We start from the raw sequence: 16,398 nt of genomic DNA, 5'->3' as shown, positions 1-16,398 counted from the left end.
GACGACGTTAGTCGGCACACAATCCGTGTCAAGACGAAGGCGCCGAACCGTCCGATAGGCATCCCCTATCTGTTCGGCGCAGAGGTGTATTGGACGTGGCCGCGTTTTACCGTAATCGTCAATGGCGTCAGTGGTGCAATGGCGGCAGGAGAACTGAACGTGAATCTGGACAAGGCCACCGTCGTGGTGACCGGTGGGGCCTCCGGGCTCGGCCTGGCCACCACACGCCGACTCGTCGCCGGAGGCGCGACCGTGGTGATGGTCGACCTGCCCACCGCGACCGAGGCCGGCACCGCCGAGGCGAAGGCGCTCGGCCCGGCCGCGACGTTCGTCGCCGCCGACATCACCAGCACCGAGGAGATGTCCGCAGCCGTGGACGTCGCGCGGGAGCGCGGGCCGGTACGGGGGTTGGTGCACTGCGCCGGCCGGGGCAGCGACCGCCTGCGCATCCTGGACAAGGAGGGTCGACCCGCACCGATCGAGGGCTTCGCCGAGGTGGTCCGGGTCAACCTCGTCGGCACGTACAACGTGCTGCGTCTGGTCGCCGCGGCGATCGCGGAGGCCGAGCCGGTCGACGGGGAACGCGGCGCGTGTGTGCTCACCGCGTCGGTCGCCGCTTTCGAAGGTCAGATCGGCCAGGCGTCCTACACCGCCGCGAAGGCCGGGGTGCACGGGATCACGTTGGTCACCGCGCGGGACCTGGCGAGTCGGCAGATCCGGGTCAACACGATCGCGCCCGGGGTGTTCGACACCCCGATGCTGGGGCGGCTGCGCGACGACCTGCGCGCCGGGCTGGCCGCGAGCGTCCCGAGCCCGAAGCGGCTCGGCGCGCCCGACGAGTACGCGGCACTCGCGGTGCACATGCTCTCCAACGGCTACCTCAACGGTGAGACCGTTCGCCTCGACGGCGCGATCCGGATGGCGCCACGCTGATGGCCGGCGCTCCGCACGCACCAGCCGACGCGCCCGCCGTCCTCCTGCACCGCCACGGTCACGTCGCGGTCGTGACGGTGAGCCGGCCGCACCGACGCAACGCGATCAACCGGGTCACGGCGGAGGCGCTGGCCGAGACGTTCATCTCGCTCGACTCCGACGCGAGCGTCCGGGCCGTCGTGCTCACCGGCGCCGGTGGCACGTTCAGCGCCGGGATGGACCTGCGGGACTTCCCGGTCCAGGGCCGGCCGAGTGTGCCCGGCCGGGGGTTCGCCGGGTTCGTGCAGTCTCCGCCGCAGGTGCCGCTCGTCGCCGCCGTCGAGGGCTGGGCCCTGGGTGGCGGCTTCGAGATGGTGCTCGCCTGTGACCTGGTCGTGGCCGCCGAGGACGCCCGGTTCGGGCTGCCGGAGGTCACTCGCGGGTTGGCCGCCCGGGGCGGCGGCACGTTCCGGCTCCCCCGCCGGCTGCCCTACGCCCTCGCGATGGAGCTCGTCCTCACCGGCGCACCGATCGACGCCCCGCGCGCCGCCGGGTGCGGGCTGGTCAACCAGCTCACGCCGGCCGGTGGGGCGCTCGACGGGGCACTCCGGTTGGCGCAGACCATCGCCGCGAACGCACCGCTCGCGGTCGCCGCCAGTCTGCAGGTGCTGCGGCGCAGCCCGGACTGGTCCGACGACGAGGCGTTCGCCCGGCAGGACGAGTGGTTCGACCCGGTGTTCGCCTCGGCGGACGCGGCCGAGGGCGCGCGCGCGTTCGCCGAGCGGCGCGCGCCGGTCTGGGCGGGGCGGTGACCATGCCGGACCCGACTTTCGACGCGCTGGTCACCGAGATCCACGCGTTCGCCGCCGCCGAAGGGCTGGTCCGTCACGACCCGGAGGCCGTGGTGGACGAGCCCGGCGGCGGTGACAGCGGGCTGGCCGTCTCCTCGGCGTTCCAGCGACGGCTCTTCGACGCCGGCCTCGCCTGGTTCGACGGACCCGTCGAGCACGGCGGCCGGGGCCTGGACCCGGACGTCGCCGCCGCGCTGCGTGACGTCCTGTGCGGGTACGCGCTGCCCGACCAGGCGTACTTCACGGTCAGCCGGCGCATCGTCGCGCCGACGATCCTGGCCCACGGCACCGCGCCGCAGCGGGACCGCTGGGTCCGGGCCCTGTGGCGGGGGGACGCCCTCGCCTGCCAGCTCTTCTCGGAGCCGGAAGCCGGTTCCGACCTCGCCGCGCTTCGCTGCACGGCGGTACGCGACGGTGACGACTGGGTGCTCAACGGCCAGAAGGTGTGGTCCTCGTGGGCACATCTCTCCGACGTCGGCGAGTTGCTCGCCCGCACCGGGGCGCCCGCCGACCGTCACCGGTCCATCACCGCCTTCCTGGTCGAGATGGACCGTCCCGGCATCACCGTCCGGCCGATCCGTCAGATCAACGGCGACAGCCACTTCAACGAGGTCTTCTTCGACGACGTCCGGATCCCCGACAGTGCCCGGCTCGGTGCCGTCGACGACGGTTGGGCCGTCGCGATGTCCACGCTGACCAGTGAGCGCGCGGCGATGGGCAGCCGGGACAAGACGTACCTGAGCCAGCCGTTCCGGCGGCTGCGTGCCCTGGTCGGCGACCGGAACCCACTCGGCGAGGCCGACCGGGAGCTGCTGGCCGAGGCGTGGATCCGCGAGCAGCTCGCCGGTGTGACGGCGGACCGGGTCGCCACCGCGGGGCTCTCGCCGTCGGTGGGCAAACTCGCCCTCGTCGACGACCTCGGCTTCTACGGCCGCGCCGCCGCGCGGCTGCTCGGACCCGACCTGGTCGCCGACGACGGCGGCTCGGGCGGCTCCGCCTGGTCGGACTTCCTGCTCAGCTCACCCGCGCAACGCATCGCCGGCGGCACCGACCAGATCCAGCGCGGCATCGTCGCCGAGCGGGTGCTCGGCCTGCCCCGTGACCGGCACCCTCGAACGAAAGGACCCGCAGCGCCATGATGACCGGGGAACAGTACCGGCAGAGCCTCCGTGACGGCCGTCAGGTCTACCTCGCGGGCCGGCGGATCGAGGACGTCACCGAGGAGCCGCTGCTGCGGCAGAGCATCGCGATGACCGCCGCGAACTACGACGAGTTCTACCGGCCCGGCGACGACGCGTACGGGCCGCTGTTCTTCATCCCGCGCAGCGTGGAGGATCTGCGTTACCAGGAGGTCGAGCAGCTCAAGTGGGCCAATCCCACCCGCACCACGTCGGTGAGCCTGCTGATGCTGATGACCGCCGCCAGCCGGATCCGGTCGCAGTTGCCGGAGTACGCCGACCGGGTGATGGACTACTTCGAGCACGCCAAGAAGGTCGACCTGCGCTGCGTGCAGACCATCACCGACGCCAAGGGCAACCGGGCCCTGTCGCCGATGAAGCAGGACGACCCGGACCTGTACGTCCGGGTGGTCAGCCGGGACTCCGGCGGGGTGGTCATCCGGGGGGCGAAGCTGCACATCACCGGTGCCCCGATCGACCACGACCTCATCGTGATGCCGACCAAGCGGATGAAGCCGGGTGAGGAAGACTGGTCGATCGCCTGCGCGGTGCCGGTCAACTCGCCCGGCGTGAAGATCGTCGCCACCACGTACGCGCCGCGTCCGGACCTGCCGACCGACTACTTCCCCTACAGCGGTCGGCGCAACATGGCCGAGGGGTTCGTCATCTTCGACGACGTCTACGTGCCCAACGAGCGGGTGTTCCTCGACGGCGAGGTGGAGCACTCCGCCACGTTCGCCCACTCGCTCGGGCTGTGGGAACGCATCGGCAGCGTCGCGCACTACGTCGAGATGGCCGACACGCTCGTCGGCATGGCCCAGCTCATCGCCGAGGCCAACGGGTTGCAGCGCATCCCGCACATCCGCCAGAAGATCGCCGAGCTGATCAACTACGCGACGATGGTGCGGGCCGGGCTGGAGGCCGCCGTCAACAACGCCCAGTTCACCGCGGAGGGTTGGGCGTCCCCCGACGAGCTGATGACCAACGCGGCGAAGTACTTCGCCGCGTTGAACTACGCCGAGATGGTCCGCAACCTGCACGACGTGGCCGGCGGCAGCATCCTCACCGCGCCGATGCTCGACGACCTGCGTCACCCGGAGACGGGCGAGTTCGTCGCGAAGTACATGCGCACGATGGAGGGCGTCGACGCCGAGCACCGGATGCGGCTCTTCCACGGCATCCGCGACTTCACCGCCGACACGTTCGGCGGCTGGCAGAGCGTGACCATCCTGCAGGGCGGCGGAGGGTTGCACGCGCAACGCCTCATCGTCGAGAAGCACTACGACATGACGCACGCGAAGCACCTGGCCCGCAAGGTGTGCGGGATCGAGGAGCCGACCGCCGATCCGACGCCGGGAACCGTGTCGTGACCGCTGCGGAGGAGGTGGCCGCGGAGCTGGGCTCCGCGCTGCGGGACTTCCTCGGCGCGTACGCCCACCCCGTCGTGCCGGTGGAGGACGGCGGGCACGTGTGGTCGCGGCTCAGCGGCGAGCTGGGTCTGGCCGGGTTGCTCGTCCCGGAGTCGCGGGGTGGGCTGGGCTTCGGCGCGGCCGAACTGGTCGCCGTCGCGGCGGAGTTGGGCCGCGCGGTCGTCGGCGGCCCGTTCGTGCCGGGTGCGGTCGCGGCGGCGACGGCACTGTCGGCGGTGGACACGGCCCGCTCGGGTGAGCTGCTGGAGGGCATCGCCGCCGGGTCCCCGCTGCCCACGCTGGTGCACGTGCCGTTCGCCTCGGGCCGTCGGGTGGCCGCGTCGACGGCGGCGGACGGCGCGCTTACCCTGACCGGCACGGTCGGGCCGGTGCTGGCCGTCCCGCCGCCCTGCCCGATGCTGGTGCCGGTCGACGTGGCGGGGTCGCCGGTGCTCGCCCTCGTCGCGCCGGACGCACCCGGCGCGACGCTGACCGCCCTGCCGTCGCTGGACCTGAGCCGACCGGCCTGGCGGGCGGGGTTCGACGAGACCCCCGCCACCGTCCTCGCCGACGGTGCCGCCGCCGCCGGGGCGATCCGGCGGGCCGAGATCGCGACCTGCATCGCGCTGGGCGCCGAGTGCGTGGGCGTGGCCGGGCACGCGTTGGAGCTGACCGTCGACCACGCCAGGACCCGCCACCAGTTCGGGCGGCCGATCGGCGCGTTCCAGGCGTTGGCGCACACGCTGGCCGACCTCACCGTCACGGTTGAGGTGGCGCGGTCGGCCGCCGCGTACGTCACCCGGTGCGGCGGGGACGAGCGCAGCGCGCACACGCTCGCGGTCAAGGCGTCCGAGGCCGCCGTGACGGTCACCACCGAGGCCATCCAACTGCACGGCGGGATCGGCTTCACCTGGGAGTACCCCGCCCACGTCCTACTGCGCCGGGCGCACGCCGCCGCGGTGCTCGCCGGAACGCCGGACCAGCACCGGCGCGCACTGTTCGCACTGGTCGACGAGAGGTGAACGATGAGTACTGACGACCGGTCCCGGGTGCGGTTCGTCGCGCCCGCCGCCGTGATGGGCGGTGGCTTCTCCACGAAGTCGTTCCGCGCCGCGCTACAGACGAAGCCCGACTTCATCGCCTGCGACGCGGGCAGCACCGACTGGGGTCCGTACTACCTGGGCGCCGCGGCGAGCTGGGCCGGTTACCGGCAGACCCGCCGGGACCTGGAGCGCATGGTGATCGGCGCGCTCGACATCGGGGTGCCACTGCTCATCGGGTCGGCCGGATTCACCGGCAGCGACGCCGGGCTCACCTGGTTCCGTGGGATCGTGACGGACATCCTCGCCGCCCACGGCCGGACCGCCCGGATCGCCACGATCCGCACCGAGCAGCCGAAGGACTGGGTTCTCGGCAAGGTCCGGAGTGGACAGACGTGGGGACTCGACGGCCGCCCCGAGCTGACCGAGGCCGACGTCGAGCGGGCGACGCGGATCGTGGCGATGATGGGCCCCGAGCCCTACGCCGAGGCGCTCGACGCCGGTGCGCAGATCGTGCTGGCCGGCCGTTCCTCGGACGCGGCGATCTATGCGGCCGTCCCGCTGCTGCGCGGCATCGCGCCCGGCCCGGCCTGGCACATGGGCAAGACCGTCGAGTGCGGGTACGCCATCGAGGAGCCGATCGGTGCCGGCGAGTGCATCGTCGGCGAGGTCGACGACGAGGGCTTCACGGTTCGCCCGGTCGGCGGCCGGTCCCGCTGCACCGTCCGGTCGGTGGCCGCGCAGATGCTGTACGAGAACGCGACGCCGTACCTGCTGCGGGAGCCGCCGGGGACGCTGGACACGTCGGCGGCCCGGTACCTCCAGCTCGACGACCAGAGCGTCCGCGTGGTCGGGGCGACGTTCACCCCCGAGCCGTACAGCGTGCGGCTGGAGGGCGTCGAGCAGCTCGGCTACCGCAGCATGTGCCTGTTCGGGGTCCGCGACCCCGCCGTGGTGGCCAACGTCGCCGACTACACCGCCGCGATCACCGACCTCGTGCACCGCACCGCCCGGGACCGGTACGGCCTGGACGAGTCGGCGTACACATTCGGGTTCCGCCGCTACGGATACGACGCCGTCCTCGGCGCCGCCGAGCCGAACGCGGCCACCGGGTACGCCGGCTGCTACGAGATCGGGTTGGTCGCCGAGGCTGTCGCCGCCGACCAGGAGATCGCGCACGAGATCGTCTCGGGGGCGATGCCGTTCTTCATGCACGGCGTACGGGTGCCCGGCGTCGCCAACTCGGCCAACGGCGCGCTCGCCTACGCCCCGTCGGTCGTCGACGTCGGCCCGGTGTTCACCTGGAGCGTCTGGCACGGCGCGGCACTGGAACACCCGATGGAACCGTTCACCCTGGAGATCACCGATACGGCCGCCGTGGAGAAGGTGACGGTCAACGCATGAGCGACATCCGATCGGACTGCAGCACGTTCCGCACCCGCAACGCCGGGGCGTTCCTCGTCTCGGTGGACATGGTGTTCCGCACCGAGGAGGCGTACCTGACGTGGCGCGACTCCGGGGCCGTCACCGCCGGGACGGTCGCCGACCTGCTGCACGTCGACCCCGCGACCGTCCAGGTCATCGACTACCCGGCCGCCAACGCCATCAAGGTGACGATGCCCCGCCGGACGGTCGCCGGTGGCCCCGACGACACCGACCTGGACAGCGCGGCGCAGTTCGTGCCACTGCTCGCGCTGCGCCTGCCGTGAGTCCGGGGCCGCTCGCCGGGGTTCGCGTCGTGCTGCTCGCCGGTGCGGGCCCGGCGCCGTTCGCCGGGATGCTCCTGCGGGACCTGGGCGCGGAGGTGATCCGGGTGGACCGCCCGGGTGGCGGCGTCGGGGTCTCCGGGCTGCCCGCGCACCACGACTCCCGGTCGTCGGGGGTACGGGCGGTCACCGTGGACCTGAAGACCGACGAGGGTCGGGAGACGGTACGCCGCCTGGTGGCCACCGCCGACGTGTTCGTCGACCCGTACCGTCCCGGCGTCGCGGAGCGGCTCGGGCTCGGTCCGGCCACGCTGTGTGCCGCGTGTCCGGCGCTCGTCTACGTCCACATGACCGGCTGGGGCCACGAGGGGGCCTGGGCGCAGCGGGCCGGGCACGACATCAACTATCTCGCCGTGGCCGGGGCGCTGCACCCGACCGGTCCGGCCGACCGGCCGCCGCTGCCGCCGTTGAACCTGCTCGCCGATTTCGGCGCGGGTGGCACGTACCTCGTGATGGGGGTGCTCGCGGCGTTGCTGGAGCGGACCCGTACCGGACGGGGTGCGGTGCTGGACGTCGCGATGACCGACGCGGTGGCGTCGCTGACCACGCTGCTGCACGACATGCGGGCGGCCGGACTGTGGTCGGACGAGCGGGAGTCCAACATCTTCGACGGTGGCGCACCGTTCTACCGCACGTACCGCACGGCGGACGGCGGGTTCATGGCCGTCGGCGCGATCGAGGCGGCGTTCCACGCGGCGTTCCTCACCGTCCTCGGGATCGACCCGGCCGGCTGGCCGCAGCACGACCGCAGCCGCTGGCCAGACCAGCGGCGGGAACTGGCCCGGATCTTCGCGTCCCGGACCCGGGCCGAGTGGGCGGAGGTCTTCGACGACGTGGACGCCTGCGTGACCCCGGTGCTCACGCCGGGTGAGGCACCCGAGCACCCCGCGCTCGCGTCGCGGCGCACGTTCGTCGACTCGTACGGGCGCCCGGCCCCCGCTCCGGCCCCGCGCAGGGTGGTCCGGTGACTCCCGCCGCGCAGACGCTGCTGCTGGAGGTGTCGGCGTTGCAGGCGGCGTACTGCCGAGGGATCGACGACCGCGACCCCGACCTGCTGCGCGCGGTCGTCACCGACGACGTGGAGGTCGTCGGCGCCGACGGGGTGCGGCGGACGGGGGCGGAGGAGTTCGTCGGGCTGTTCGCCCGGTACTGGACGGCCGCCGCGTCACCGGGCCTGCACCTGGTGTCCAACGTGGAGGTGCTCGGCGACGGCGATCCGGTGGCGGTCCGGTCACTGTTCCACGCGGTGTCGAAGGACACCGACGGCCAGATCGTGCAGACCTGGGGTCGGTACCAGGACCTCGTCACCCGGGCCACGCACGGCGGTCTGGTCCTCGCCGCCAAGCGGATCTCAGTAGTGCACCGCCGCTGACGTCCCGCCGGAGACCGTGAGCACCTGCCCGGTCAGCCCCGAGGACGCCGTGGACGCGAGGAACACCACCACCGCGGCGACCTCGGCGGGCTCGACGAAGCGACGCAGCGACTGGCGGGCGGCCAGACGTCGCAGGTGGTCCTGCGGGTCCGTGCCGGACGGAGCGGCGGCCAGCAGCATCGCCCGGACCTCACCGGTGAGCACCACACCGGGCTGGACGACGTTCGCGGTGATCCCGTCCGGGCCCAGTTCACGGGCCATCGAGTGGGTCAGGTGGACGAGAGCGGCGTTGCGTACCCCGGAGCTCACGTTGTGCCGGGCGATCCGTGCCGCCTCGCCGCCGATGTTGACCACCCGGCCGGAGCCACCGGCCCGCAGGTGTGCCACGGCGGCACGGACGACACGCAGGTAGCCGACGACCTTCTCCTCGAAGTCGGTCCGCAGCAACGCGTCCGTCGTCGAGAACAGCCCGTCGGGCACTCCACCGGAGACCCGGGCGGCGTTGTTCACCACCACGTCGACGCCACCGAGCGCGTCTGCCGCGTCGGCCACCGCGCGCCCGCACCCGACCGGATCGGTGATGTCCGCCGCGTGCACCGACGGTGCCGGCAGGCCGGCGTCGGTGCACGCGGTGACCGCTGCGGCGGCACCGGCGGGATCCCGGCAGAGCACCGCGCAGCGGGCCCCCGCCACTGTCGCAGCCTCGACGATCGACCGGCCGATCCCCCGGGAACCACCGGTGACGAGCACCCGCCGACCGGCCAGGGAGGTCACTCGGCCAGCTCGACGATCGTGGCGTTGGCCAGGCCGCCCGCCTCGCACATCGCCTGCAGGCCGTACCGGATGCCCTGGTCGCGCATGTGGTGCAGCAGCCGGGTCATCAGGATCGCCCCGGACGCGCCGAGCGGGTGGCCGACCGCGATCGCACCACCGAGCGGGTTGAGCCGCTCCGGTTTCGCGCCGGTCTCGGCGAGCCAGCCGAGCGGTACCGGCGCGAACGCCTCGTTGACCTCGAACGCGCCGATGTCGTCGATGCCGAGGCCCGCCCGGGCGAGCACCTTCTGCGTCGCCGGCCAGGGCGCGCTCAGCATGACGACCGGGTCGTCGCCGACGACCGTACCGCTGTGGAAGCGGGCCATCGGTGTCAGGCCGAGCGCGCGGGCCCGGTCACCGGTCGTCACGAGAAGGGCGGCGGCGCCGTCGGAGATCTGGGACGAGTTGCCCGCGTGGATGACGCCGTCGGGGCGGAACGCGGGTGTGAGACCGGCCAGGGTCTCCACCGTGGAGGTCCGGCGGATACCCTCGTCGGCGGTCAGCCTGGTGTCCGGCAACGTGACGAGTTGGCCGGCGAAGGCGCCCGCGTCGGTCGCCTGCGCGGCGAGCGTGTGCGACCGTACCGAGAACTCGTCGAGAGCGGTGCGGGACAGTCCGTACCGCTCGGCGATCATCTCCGCGCCCTCCCCCTGGCTGAAGGAGTCGCGGGCGTAACGGGCGCGGACCTTGGGGCCGTAGGGCATGCCGGTCGCGCGGGCCGCGCCCAGCGGCACCCGCGACATCATCTCCACGCCGCCGGCGACGACCGTGTCGGCCATGCCGGACAGCACGCTCGCGACCGCGAAGTGCAGGGCCTGCTGGCTGGACCCGCAGGCCCGGTCGATCGTGACGCCCGGCACCGTCTCGGGCCAACCGGCGGCGAGCGCGGACATCCGGCCGACGTTGGTGGACTGGTCACCGAGCTGGTTGACGCACCCGAACATGACGTCGTCGATCTCGGCCGGGTCGACCCCGGTCCGCGTGACGAGTGTGGTGAGCACCTCGGCGGCGAGATCCACCGGGTGCCACTCGGCGAGGCCCCCGTTGCGTTTGCCGATCGGGGTACGAACGGCGTCGACGATCACCGCATCACGCAAGACTGCTCCTCAGGCCGCAGGGCTCCCTTCCCCCATCCCACCCGGCCGGACCACTGGTGCACAAAGACGAACCGCGTATCGCTCGATAGGCACTACCCATCACCGCGCGACCGCCGACGGTCTCCGGCCGGCCCTATGGTCGCCTGATGGGACAGGGACTGTACGTCGACGGCCGCTGGCGCGCGGCCTCCGACGGTGACACGGCGGACGTGGTGAACCCGGCGACCGAGGCGGTGATCGGCACCACGGCCGTCGGCACGGTGTCCGACGCGGCCGACGCGGTGGCCGCCGCACACCGGGCGTTCCACGACGGTCGCTGGTCCGGACTGCTGGCGGCCGACCGTGCCGCCGCCCTGCGCCGACTGCGGCGGAGGCTGAGCGACCGGATCGACCACCACGTGGCACTGTCGGTCGCCGAGTCGGGTGCGCCGCGGGGCCAGTCGGCGGCGTTCGTGGCCGCCGCGCTGGCGCACCTCGGGTACGCGATCGAGGTCGCGACCGGGGAACACGACCGGATGCTGCCCCCGCCGCCCGGTGCGGCCGGTAGCCCACCCCGGACGACGGCGAGTCTGGTGCGCCGGGTGCCGGTCGGGGTGGTCGCGGCGCTCACCCCGTACAACGCGCCGTTGCTGCTGACCCTGCCGAAGGTCGCGGCAGCCCTGGCGATGGGCAACACGGTGGTGGTGAAGCCGTCGCCGTACACGCCGTTGGAGATCCTCGCCCTGGCCGAGGCCGCCGACGAGGCCGGGATACCGCCCGGTGTGCTGAACGTGGTGACCGGTGGCGCCGACGTCGGCGCGGCGCTGAGCGGTGACCCCCGCGTCGGTCTGGTGACGTTCACCGGCTCGGACACGGTGGGGGCGCAGGTGATGGCCCAGGCCGCCCGCAACGTCACCCGGGTCGTGCTGGAACTCGGCGGCAAGTCGGCGCTCGTGGTCAGGGCCGACGCCGACCTCGCGATGGCGAGCCGGATCGGTGCCGTGAACACGACCACGCTCGCCGGTCAGGGCTGCGCGTTGCTCACCCGTCACCTGGTGCACCGCGCCGTGGTCGCCGACTACGTGGCGGCGCTCGCGGAGCGGCTCTCCGCCGCCGTACCGGGTGACCCCGCCGACGAGCGGACGACCCTGGGCCCGTTGATCAGTGCCGCGCACCGGGACCGGGTGTCCGCAGCGGTCCGCGCGGCGCGCGCCCGGGGCGCCCGGGCGGTCGTCGACGGTGGACCGGTCGGCGTCGACGGCCGTGGCTTCTTCCACGAACCCGTGGTCCTGACCGGTGTCGGCAACGACGACCCCGTCGCCCGGCAGGAGATCTTCGGCCCGGTCGCGGTGGTGATGCCGTTCGACACCGACGAGGAGGCGGTGGCCCTGGCGAACGACTCACCATACGGGTTGGCCGGTGCGGTGGTGTCCGCCGACCGGGTGGCGGCCGTCGCGGTGGCCGAGCGGCTGCGCGCCGGACGGGTGAGCGTCAACGACGGTGCGACCCCGGACGTGCGGTTGCCGTTCGGCGGTTTCGGGCGCTCCGGGATCGGCCGGGAGTTCGGCCTGGAGGGGGTGCTGGAGTACACGGAGGTCCAGACGTTGCAGTGGTAGCCGATCCCGGGGCCGGGTGGAGCCCCGGGGCCGGCAGCGTGGGTCAGCAGCCGAGGCGGCGGCTGGCCAGGGCGATGTCGTCGATCCAGAGGTCGAACGCACCCGGGGTGGTCCCGCCCTGGTAGAGCTGCCAGCCGATCTTGACGGTGTTGACGGTCGGCAGGATGAACGGCACGTCGTTGCCGCCGTGTTCGGTGGTGGAGGCGGTCAGCTCCGGGTTCGCCACCCCGTCGATCCAGACCGTGACGCGGTTGTCGGTCGGGTCGATCTTCCACTCGAAGCACTGCCAGGTGTCCTCGACCACGGGAGCCGACTCCCGCCAGTTGGTCCAGTCGCCGGTCGGACCGCCGTCGGCGCCGACGCCCCAGAAGATGCCGGGGACGGTGGGGGCGTACTGGCCGCCGACCGGCCGGACGACTTCGGTGCTGCCGCTGCCGGTGGCCTCCACGAGGGTGAAGTGCGCCCAGTCGGGGGCGGTGGGGAAGGCGTCCACGCGCAGCCGCATCCGGCCGTAGAAGCGGTTGCCCGGTGCGGCGAAGTCGTCGACGCGCAGGAAGGCGCGTCCGTTGTCGACGGTGTGGACGTGCAGCACCTGGTTGCCCCGGTGGGTGCGTTCCACGGTGAGCGTGCCGTTGCGGGTGTCGATGCCCCAGTTCAGGCTGCTGGCACCGCCGCGCGGCAGGCGTTCGAAGTCCTCGCAGAACAGCAGGTGCCGGGTGCAGGAGCCGCGTTGCGAGGCGTTCGCGGCGTCGGACGGGACGCTGCCGGCCGTGACGGCGAGCGTCAGCGCGGCGGTCAACGCGGCGAGAAGTGTGCGCATGCCTGTCCTCCGATGGTCGCCACTGCGGCGGTCCGCCGCCGGGCACCCGGCGTCCGACCTCCGGTGCGTCACGGGTGCCCAGGCGGGACGGTGGGACACGGGCCCGTCGACCGCCTGTGGAAGCGTTCCCATATATAGCAGACGGTGGATGTCATTGCTGACCGCGCCCGGCCTTTGGGCCCGGTCGGCGCGAGTCGGCACGGTTCGCGCGAGGAGGAGGCGCGTACTCGACGGACCGCGCACCTGACAGCCGGGACATTCATACGATATAGCCCATATGGAGACGCAAGGGGAATCCGCGGTGACGGTGCCGGCCGACGGCCGGATACCGCGATGACCTCTGTCAACAGCCTGCTCCGCAGTGCCGCCACCCCGCGCCGGGCCACCTTCCTGGAACTCTTCTTCGACCTCGTCTTCGTCGTCGCGCTCGCGCTGCTGTCCGAGACCCTGGTTGCCGAACTGACCTGGCGGGGCGTCGCCGAGGCCGGCGTCGTGCTGCTCGCCGTCTGGTGGGTGTGGGTGCTGACCACCCTGGTCACCGACCTCTACAACCCGGACAGCTGGGTCATCCAGGTGGTGACGGTCGGCGTCATGTTCGGCGCGCTGATGATGGCCGCCGCGCTGCCGTCCGCGTTCGGCGACCGCGCGGGCATCTTCGCCGGGGCGTACGTGGCCAGCCACCTCGGTCGAGGATTCCTCTTCTTTTTGACGTTGCACGAGCCGGTCCCGCGCCGACGGGCGGTGCGGATCTGGGCGTGGTTCGGGATCTCCTCGGTCGGGTGGATCGCCGGTGCCTTCGCCGACAGCGACGGACGCCTGTGGTGGTGGGGTGGGGCGGCGGCCGTCGACTACCTGGCCTTCGCGTTCGGTTACCCGTTCCCCGGTCGACGACGGATCGGCACGGCCCAGTTCAACCCGATCGCCGAACACACGGCCGAGCGGTACCACCAGTTCTTCATCATCGCCCTGGGCGACATCATCCTGGTCGCCGGCCTGACGTACAGCGCGTACCCGGTCACCGCCGACCGGACCGCGGCGATCGTGGTGGCCTTCGCCAGCGCCACGCTGCTGTTCCGGATCTACGTACACCGGGCCGCGGCGCAGTTGACCCAGGCCATCGAGAAGGCCCGGGAACCCGGCCGGTTCGCACGGTCCGCGCCCTACACCCACCTGCTGATGATCGGCGGGGTGGTGACCGCCGCCGCCAGCGCGAAGCTGATCATCACCGAGCCGGCCGGGACGGTCGGGCCGGAAGTGCTCGCCGTCGTCGTCGGCGGACCGGCGGTCTTCCTCCTCGGTCGGACCCGCTTCGAGTACGAGGTCTTCGGCCGGGTGGCCTGGCCGTTGCTGGCCGGTATCGCGCTCCTCGGCGTGCTCGCCCCGGTCGCGTTGGCACTCACCCCGCTGCTGGCGGTGGTCTGCGCCAACCTGGTCCTGTTGGCGATCGTCCTGTTCGATGTCGCACTCGGCGGACGCCGCAACCCCGTACCGGCCGCGCCACCGCTGTGACCCGCCGCGACAGCGGCCGGGCCACGCCTCAGGGCAGCAGGATGACGTGCAGCGTCCGGGGGCCGTGCACGCCCTCGACCCGGTGGAGTTCGATGTCGCTGGTGGCCGAGGGTCCGCTGATCCAGGTCAGTGGGCGGTGCGGGGTGAGGCGGGCGAGCGCCGCCGGCACCCCGGCGACCACCTGGGCGGCGCGGACGACGCAGATGTGCAGGTCCGGCAGGAGGCTGAGGACACGTCGTCCCTGGTCGGGTGAGCCGTCGAGGACGACGGTGCCGGTCTCGGCGACGGCGACGGCAGCGGCGGTGACGACACCGTCCGCGGCGGCGATCCGGGCGTTGTCGAGCCCGTCGTCGGGCAGCACGGTCACCGTCGCGGGCAGCCAGGCCGACGGCAGCCCCGGTGGGACGACCACCGTCGCGGAGGCCGGCAGGAGGTCGGCGATCGTCTCGGCGACCGTCGTCTCGGGCACGCGGTGCACCCGGGCCCGGTAGTCGGTCAGCCGGTCCACCAGCAGGTCCAGGTCGACTGCACCCTCCCGCCGGTAGTCGCGCAGCACCGGGATGCCGGCTCCGCTCTCGCCGATCGCGGCGCGCAGCCGACCGAGGACGACGTCCCGGCCGCTCACCGCTTCGACCACCATTCGCGGAAGGACTCGGCGGGCGGCTCGGGCAGGTCACGGCTGGCGGTCCAGCCGTCCAGGGGCGGCGGCAGGCCCCGCCCGCGCCGACCGAGCAGCCGGCCCGACCGGGCGGCGCGCTGGGCGGCCGCGTACAGGGCGGGATGGTCCATGGTGTACGCGGCGGCGGCCATCGCCGTCGCCTCGGCGCGCGGGTGGGGTGCCTGGTCGCGGAGGTGCACCAGCAGATCCGGGATGTTGATCTTCACAGGACAGGCGTCGTAGCAGGCGCCGCAGAGCGTCGAGGCGTACGGCAGGGAGGCGTTGTCGGCGATCCCGGTCAGTTGCGGGGAGAGCACCGCCCCGATCGGACCCGGGTACACCGAGCCGTAGGCGTGCCCGCCGGTGCGTTCGTACACCGGGCAGACGTTCAGGCAGGCCGAGCAGCGGATGCAGTGCAACGCCTGCCGGCCCACCTCGTCGGCGAGGACGGCGCTGCGCCCGTTGTCGAGCAGCACCAGGTGGAACGCCTGCGGGCCGTCGCCCGGGGTCACGCCCGTCCACATCGAGGTGTAGGGGTTCATCCGCTCGCCGGTCGAGGCCCGGGGCAACAGTTGCAGGAACACCTCCAGGTCGCGCCAGGTCGGCACCACCTTCTCCACACCCATCACGGTGATCAGCGTCTCCGGCAGGGTCAGACACATCCGCCCGTTGCCCTCCGACTCGACCACGGCGAGAGTCCCGGTCTCGGCCACCGCGAAGTTCGCCCCGGACACCGCCACCGGCGTGGTGAGGAACGTCTGCCGCAGGTAGCGTCGGGCCGCCGCCGCCAGGACCACCGGTTCGTCGGTCAGGGCCGGGTCCGCCCCGGGCATGGCACGCAGGAAGATCTCCCGGATCTCGGCCCGGTTGCGGTGGATCGCTGGTACCAGGATGTGGCTGGGCCGGTCCTCGCCGAGTTGCACGATCAGCTCGGCCAGGTCGGTCTCCACCGGGGTGATCCCGGCAGACTCCAGGGCCTCGTTGAGGCCGATCTCCTGGGTCGCCATCGACTTGACCTTGATCACCCGGTCACTGCCGGTGGCCGCGACCAGCTCGGTGACGATCCTGTTCGCCTCGGTCGCGTCGGCGGCCCAGTGCACCACTCCCCCGGCCGCCGTGACCCGCGACTCCACCTGCTCCAGCAACTCCGGCAGCCGCGCCAACACGTCGGACTTGATCGCCGAACCGGCCGCCCGCAACTGTTCCCAGTCCGGCACCTCGGCGATCACCGCAGCGGACTTCGCGCGGATCGTCGCCGTGGCGTGTCGGAGGTTGCGGCGCAGGTGCGGGTCGGCCAGGGCCCTCCGCGCGGCGTCCGGGAAGGGTTCCGCACCCCGCAACTGCCCCACACCCTGCGGTGCCGTCGCCGGCATGCCGA

At 72.8% G+C, this 16,398-nt stretch carries 16 protein-coding genes; 11 read left to right on the top strand and 5 right to left on the bottom strand.

Going from position 1 to position 16,398, the window contains the following annotated elements:
* Positions 1–159: 159 nt before the first annotated feature.
* The 9 genes from HUT12_RS14070 to HUT12_RS14030 are packed head-to-tail and all read left to right on the top strand — an operon-like array spanning position 160 to position 8,528.
* Positions 160–933, top strand: coding sequence for an SDR family NAD(P)-dependent oxidoreductase (locus HUT12_RS14070; protein ID WP_131052315.1), 774 nt, complete (start codon positions 160–162; stop codon positions 931–933).
* Positions 933–1,724, top strand: a complete 792-nt coding sequence (locus tag HUT12_RS14065; protein ID WP_176093672.1) for a crotonase/enoyl-CoA hydratase family protein — start codon at positions 933–935, stop codon at positions 1,722–1,724. Before HUT12_RS14070 ends, HUT12_RS14065 begins: the two co-directional genes overlap by 1 nt.
* A 2-nt stretch (positions 1,725–1,726) precedes the next feature.
* On the top strand, positions 1,727–2,902 hold the full coding sequence (locus HUT12_RS14060; RefSeq protein ID WP_176093671.1) for an acyl-CoA dehydrogenase family protein: 1,176 nt from the start codon (positions 1,727–1,729) through the stop codon (positions 2,900–2,902).
* The gene (locus tag HUT12_RS14055) at positions 2,899–4,311 is read left to right on the top strand and encodes a 4-hydroxyphenylacetate 3-hydroxylase N-terminal domain-containing protein (RefSeq protein ID WP_131056652.1); all 1,413 of its coding nucleotides are present in this window, start codon (positions 2,899–2,901) and stop codon (positions 4,309–4,311) included. Before HUT12_RS14060 ends, HUT12_RS14055 begins: the two co-directional genes overlap by 4 nt.
* Positions 4,308–5,372, top strand: coding sequence for an acyl-CoA dehydrogenase family protein (locus HUT12_RS14050; RefSeq protein ID WP_176093670.1), 1,065 nt, complete (start codon positions 4,308–4,310; stop codon positions 5,370–5,372). The genes HUT12_RS14055 and HUT12_RS14050 overlap by 4 nt, the downstream gene beginning before the upstream one ends.
* 3 nt (positions 5,373–5,375) lie before the next feature.
* Positions 5,376–6,794 carry an acyclic terpene utilization AtuA family protein gene (locus HUT12_RS14045; protein WP_176093669.1) on the top strand — a complete coding sequence of 473 codons (1,419 nt, stop codon included), beginning with the start codon at positions 5,376–5,378 and terminating at the stop codon, positions 6,792–6,794.
* Complete coding sequence (locus HUT12_RS14040) at positions 6,791–7,099, top strand: DUF4387 family protein (protein WP_131055210.1); 309 nt, start codon at positions 6,791–6,793, stop codon at positions 7,097–7,099. Before HUT12_RS14045 ends, HUT12_RS14040 begins: the two co-directional genes overlap by 4 nt.
* Complete coding sequence (locus tag HUT12_RS14035) at positions 7,096–8,124, top strand: CaiB/BaiF CoA-transferase family protein (RefSeq protein ID WP_176093668.1); 1,029 nt, start codon at positions 7,096–7,098, stop codon at positions 8,122–8,124. The genes HUT12_RS14040 and HUT12_RS14035 overlap by 4 nt, the downstream gene beginning before the upstream one ends.
* Positions 8,121–8,528 carry a nuclear transport factor 2 family protein gene (locus HUT12_RS14030; RefSeq protein ID WP_176093667.1) on the top strand — a complete coding sequence of 136 codons (408 nt, stop codon included), beginning with the start codon at positions 8,121–8,123 and terminating at the stop codon, positions 8,526–8,528. The genes HUT12_RS14035 and HUT12_RS14030 overlap by 4 nt, the downstream gene beginning before the upstream one ends.
* On the opposite strand, the gene HUT12_RS14025 is transcribed toward HUT12_RS14030, so the two are convergent.
* Positions 8,508–9,302 (bottom strand): SDR family NAD(P)-dependent oxidoreductase, encoded by a 795-nt coding sequence (locus tag HUT12_RS14025; RefSeq protein WP_176093666.1) that lies wholly within the window; start codon positions 9,300–9,302, stop codon positions 8,508–8,510. The two genes, HUT12_RS14030 and HUT12_RS14025, sit on opposite strands and share 21 nt — an antisense overlap.
* Positions 9,299–10,438, bottom strand: a complete 1,140-nt coding sequence (locus tag HUT12_RS14020; protein WP_176093665.1) for a thiolase family protein — start codon at positions 10,436–10,438, stop codon at positions 9,299–9,301. Before HUT12_RS14020 ends, HUT12_RS14025 begins: the two co-directional genes overlap by 4 nt.
* Positions 10,439–10,584: 146 nt before the next feature.
* On the opposite strand from HUT12_RS14020, the gene HUT12_RS14015 reads away from it, so the two are divergent.
* Positions 10,585–12,033 carry an aldehyde dehydrogenase family protein gene (locus HUT12_RS14015; RefSeq protein WP_176093664.1) on the top strand — a complete coding sequence of 483 codons (1,449 nt, stop codon included), beginning with the start codon at positions 10,585–10,587 and terminating at the stop codon, positions 12,031–12,033.
* Between the two features lie 43 nt (positions 12,034–12,076).
* Here the strand turns inward: HUT12_RS14015 and HUT12_RS14010 are convergent, their stop codons facing one another.
* The gene (locus HUT12_RS14010; protein WP_176093663.1) at positions 12,077–12,853 is read right to left on the bottom strand and encodes a hypothetical protein; all 777 of its coding nucleotides are present in this window, start codon (positions 12,851–12,853) and stop codon (positions 12,077–12,079) included.
* A gap of 333 nt (positions 12,854–13,186) precedes the next feature.
* Here HUT12_RS14010 and HUT12_RS14005 point away from each other — a divergent pair, with 333 nt between their 5' ends.
* Positions 13,187–14,362, top strand: coding sequence for a low temperature requirement protein A (locus tag HUT12_RS14005; RefSeq protein WP_176093662.1), 1,176 nt, complete (start codon positions 13,187–13,189; stop codon positions 14,360–14,362).
* A gap of 28 nt (positions 14,363–14,390) precedes the next feature.
* Here the strand turns inward: HUT12_RS14005 and HUT12_RS14000 are convergent, their stop codons facing one another.
* Entirely contained in the window at positions 14,391–15,002 is a 612-nt protein-coding gene (locus tag HUT12_RS14000; protein WP_176093661.1) for an LUD domain-containing protein, read from the bottom strand.
* A complete protein-coding gene (locus HUT12_RS13995) occupies positions 14,984–16,393 on the bottom strand; it encodes a lactate utilization protein B (protein ID WP_176095782.1) in 1,410 nt (469 codons plus the stop codon). The genes HUT12_RS14000 and HUT12_RS13995 overlap by 19 nt, the downstream gene beginning before the upstream one ends.
* Between the last annotated feature and the right edge of the window lie 5 nt (positions 16,394–16,398).

Origin of the sequence: Verrucosispora sp. NA02020 (genome assembly GCF_013364215.1) — a bacterium.
Taxonomy (GTDB): domain Bacteria; phylum Actinomycetota; class Actinomycetes; order Mycobacteriales; family Micromonosporaceae; genus Micromonospora.
Note: the sequence above shows the minus strand (reverse complement) of the source record. Positions and strands in the feature narration are given on the sequence as shown.

Excerpts from the sequence above, each read along its gene's own strand:
- HUT12_RS13995 (WP_176095782.1), bottom strand. The coding sequence starts at position 16,393 with ATGCCGGCGACGGCACCGCAGGGTGTGGGGCAGTTGCGGGGTGCGGAA.
- HUT12_RS14010 (WP_176093663.1), bottom strand. The coding sequence starts at position 12,853 with ATGCGCACACTTCTCGCCGCGTTGACCGCCGCGCTGACGCTCGCCGTC.
- HUT12_RS14015 (WP_176093664.1), top strand. The coding sequence starts at position 10,585 with ATGGGACAGGGACTGTACGTCGACGGCCGCTGGCGCGCGGCCTCCGAC.
- HUT12_RS14040 (WP_131055210.1), top strand. The coding sequence starts at position 6,791 with ATGAGCGACATCCGATCGGACTGCAGCACGTTCCGCACCCGCAACGCC.
- HUT12_RS14000 (WP_176093661.1), bottom strand. The coding sequence starts at position 15,002 with ATGGTGGTCGAAGCGGTGAGCGGCCGGGACGTCGTCCTCGGTCGGCTG.
- HUT12_RS14045 (WP_176093669.1), top strand. The coding sequence starts at position 5,376 with ATGAGTACTGACGACCGGTCCCGGGTGCGGTTCGTCGCGCCCGCCGCC.
- HUT12_RS14060 (WP_176093671.1), top strand. The coding sequence starts at position 1,727 with ATGCCGGACCCGACTTTCGACGCGCTGGTCACCGAGATCCACGCGTTC.
- HUT12_RS14005 (WP_176093662.1), top strand. The coding sequence starts at position 13,187 with ATGACCTCTGTCAACAGCCTGCTCCGCAGTGCCGCCACCCCGCGCCGG.
- HUT12_RS14055 (WP_131056652.1), top strand. The coding sequence starts at position 2,899 with ATGATGACCGGGGAACAGTACCGGCAGAGCCTCCGTGACGGCCGTCAG.
- HUT12_RS14065 (WP_176093672.1), top strand. The coding sequence starts at position 933 with ATGGCCGGCGCTCCGCACGCACCAGCCGACGCGCCCGCCGTCCTCCTG.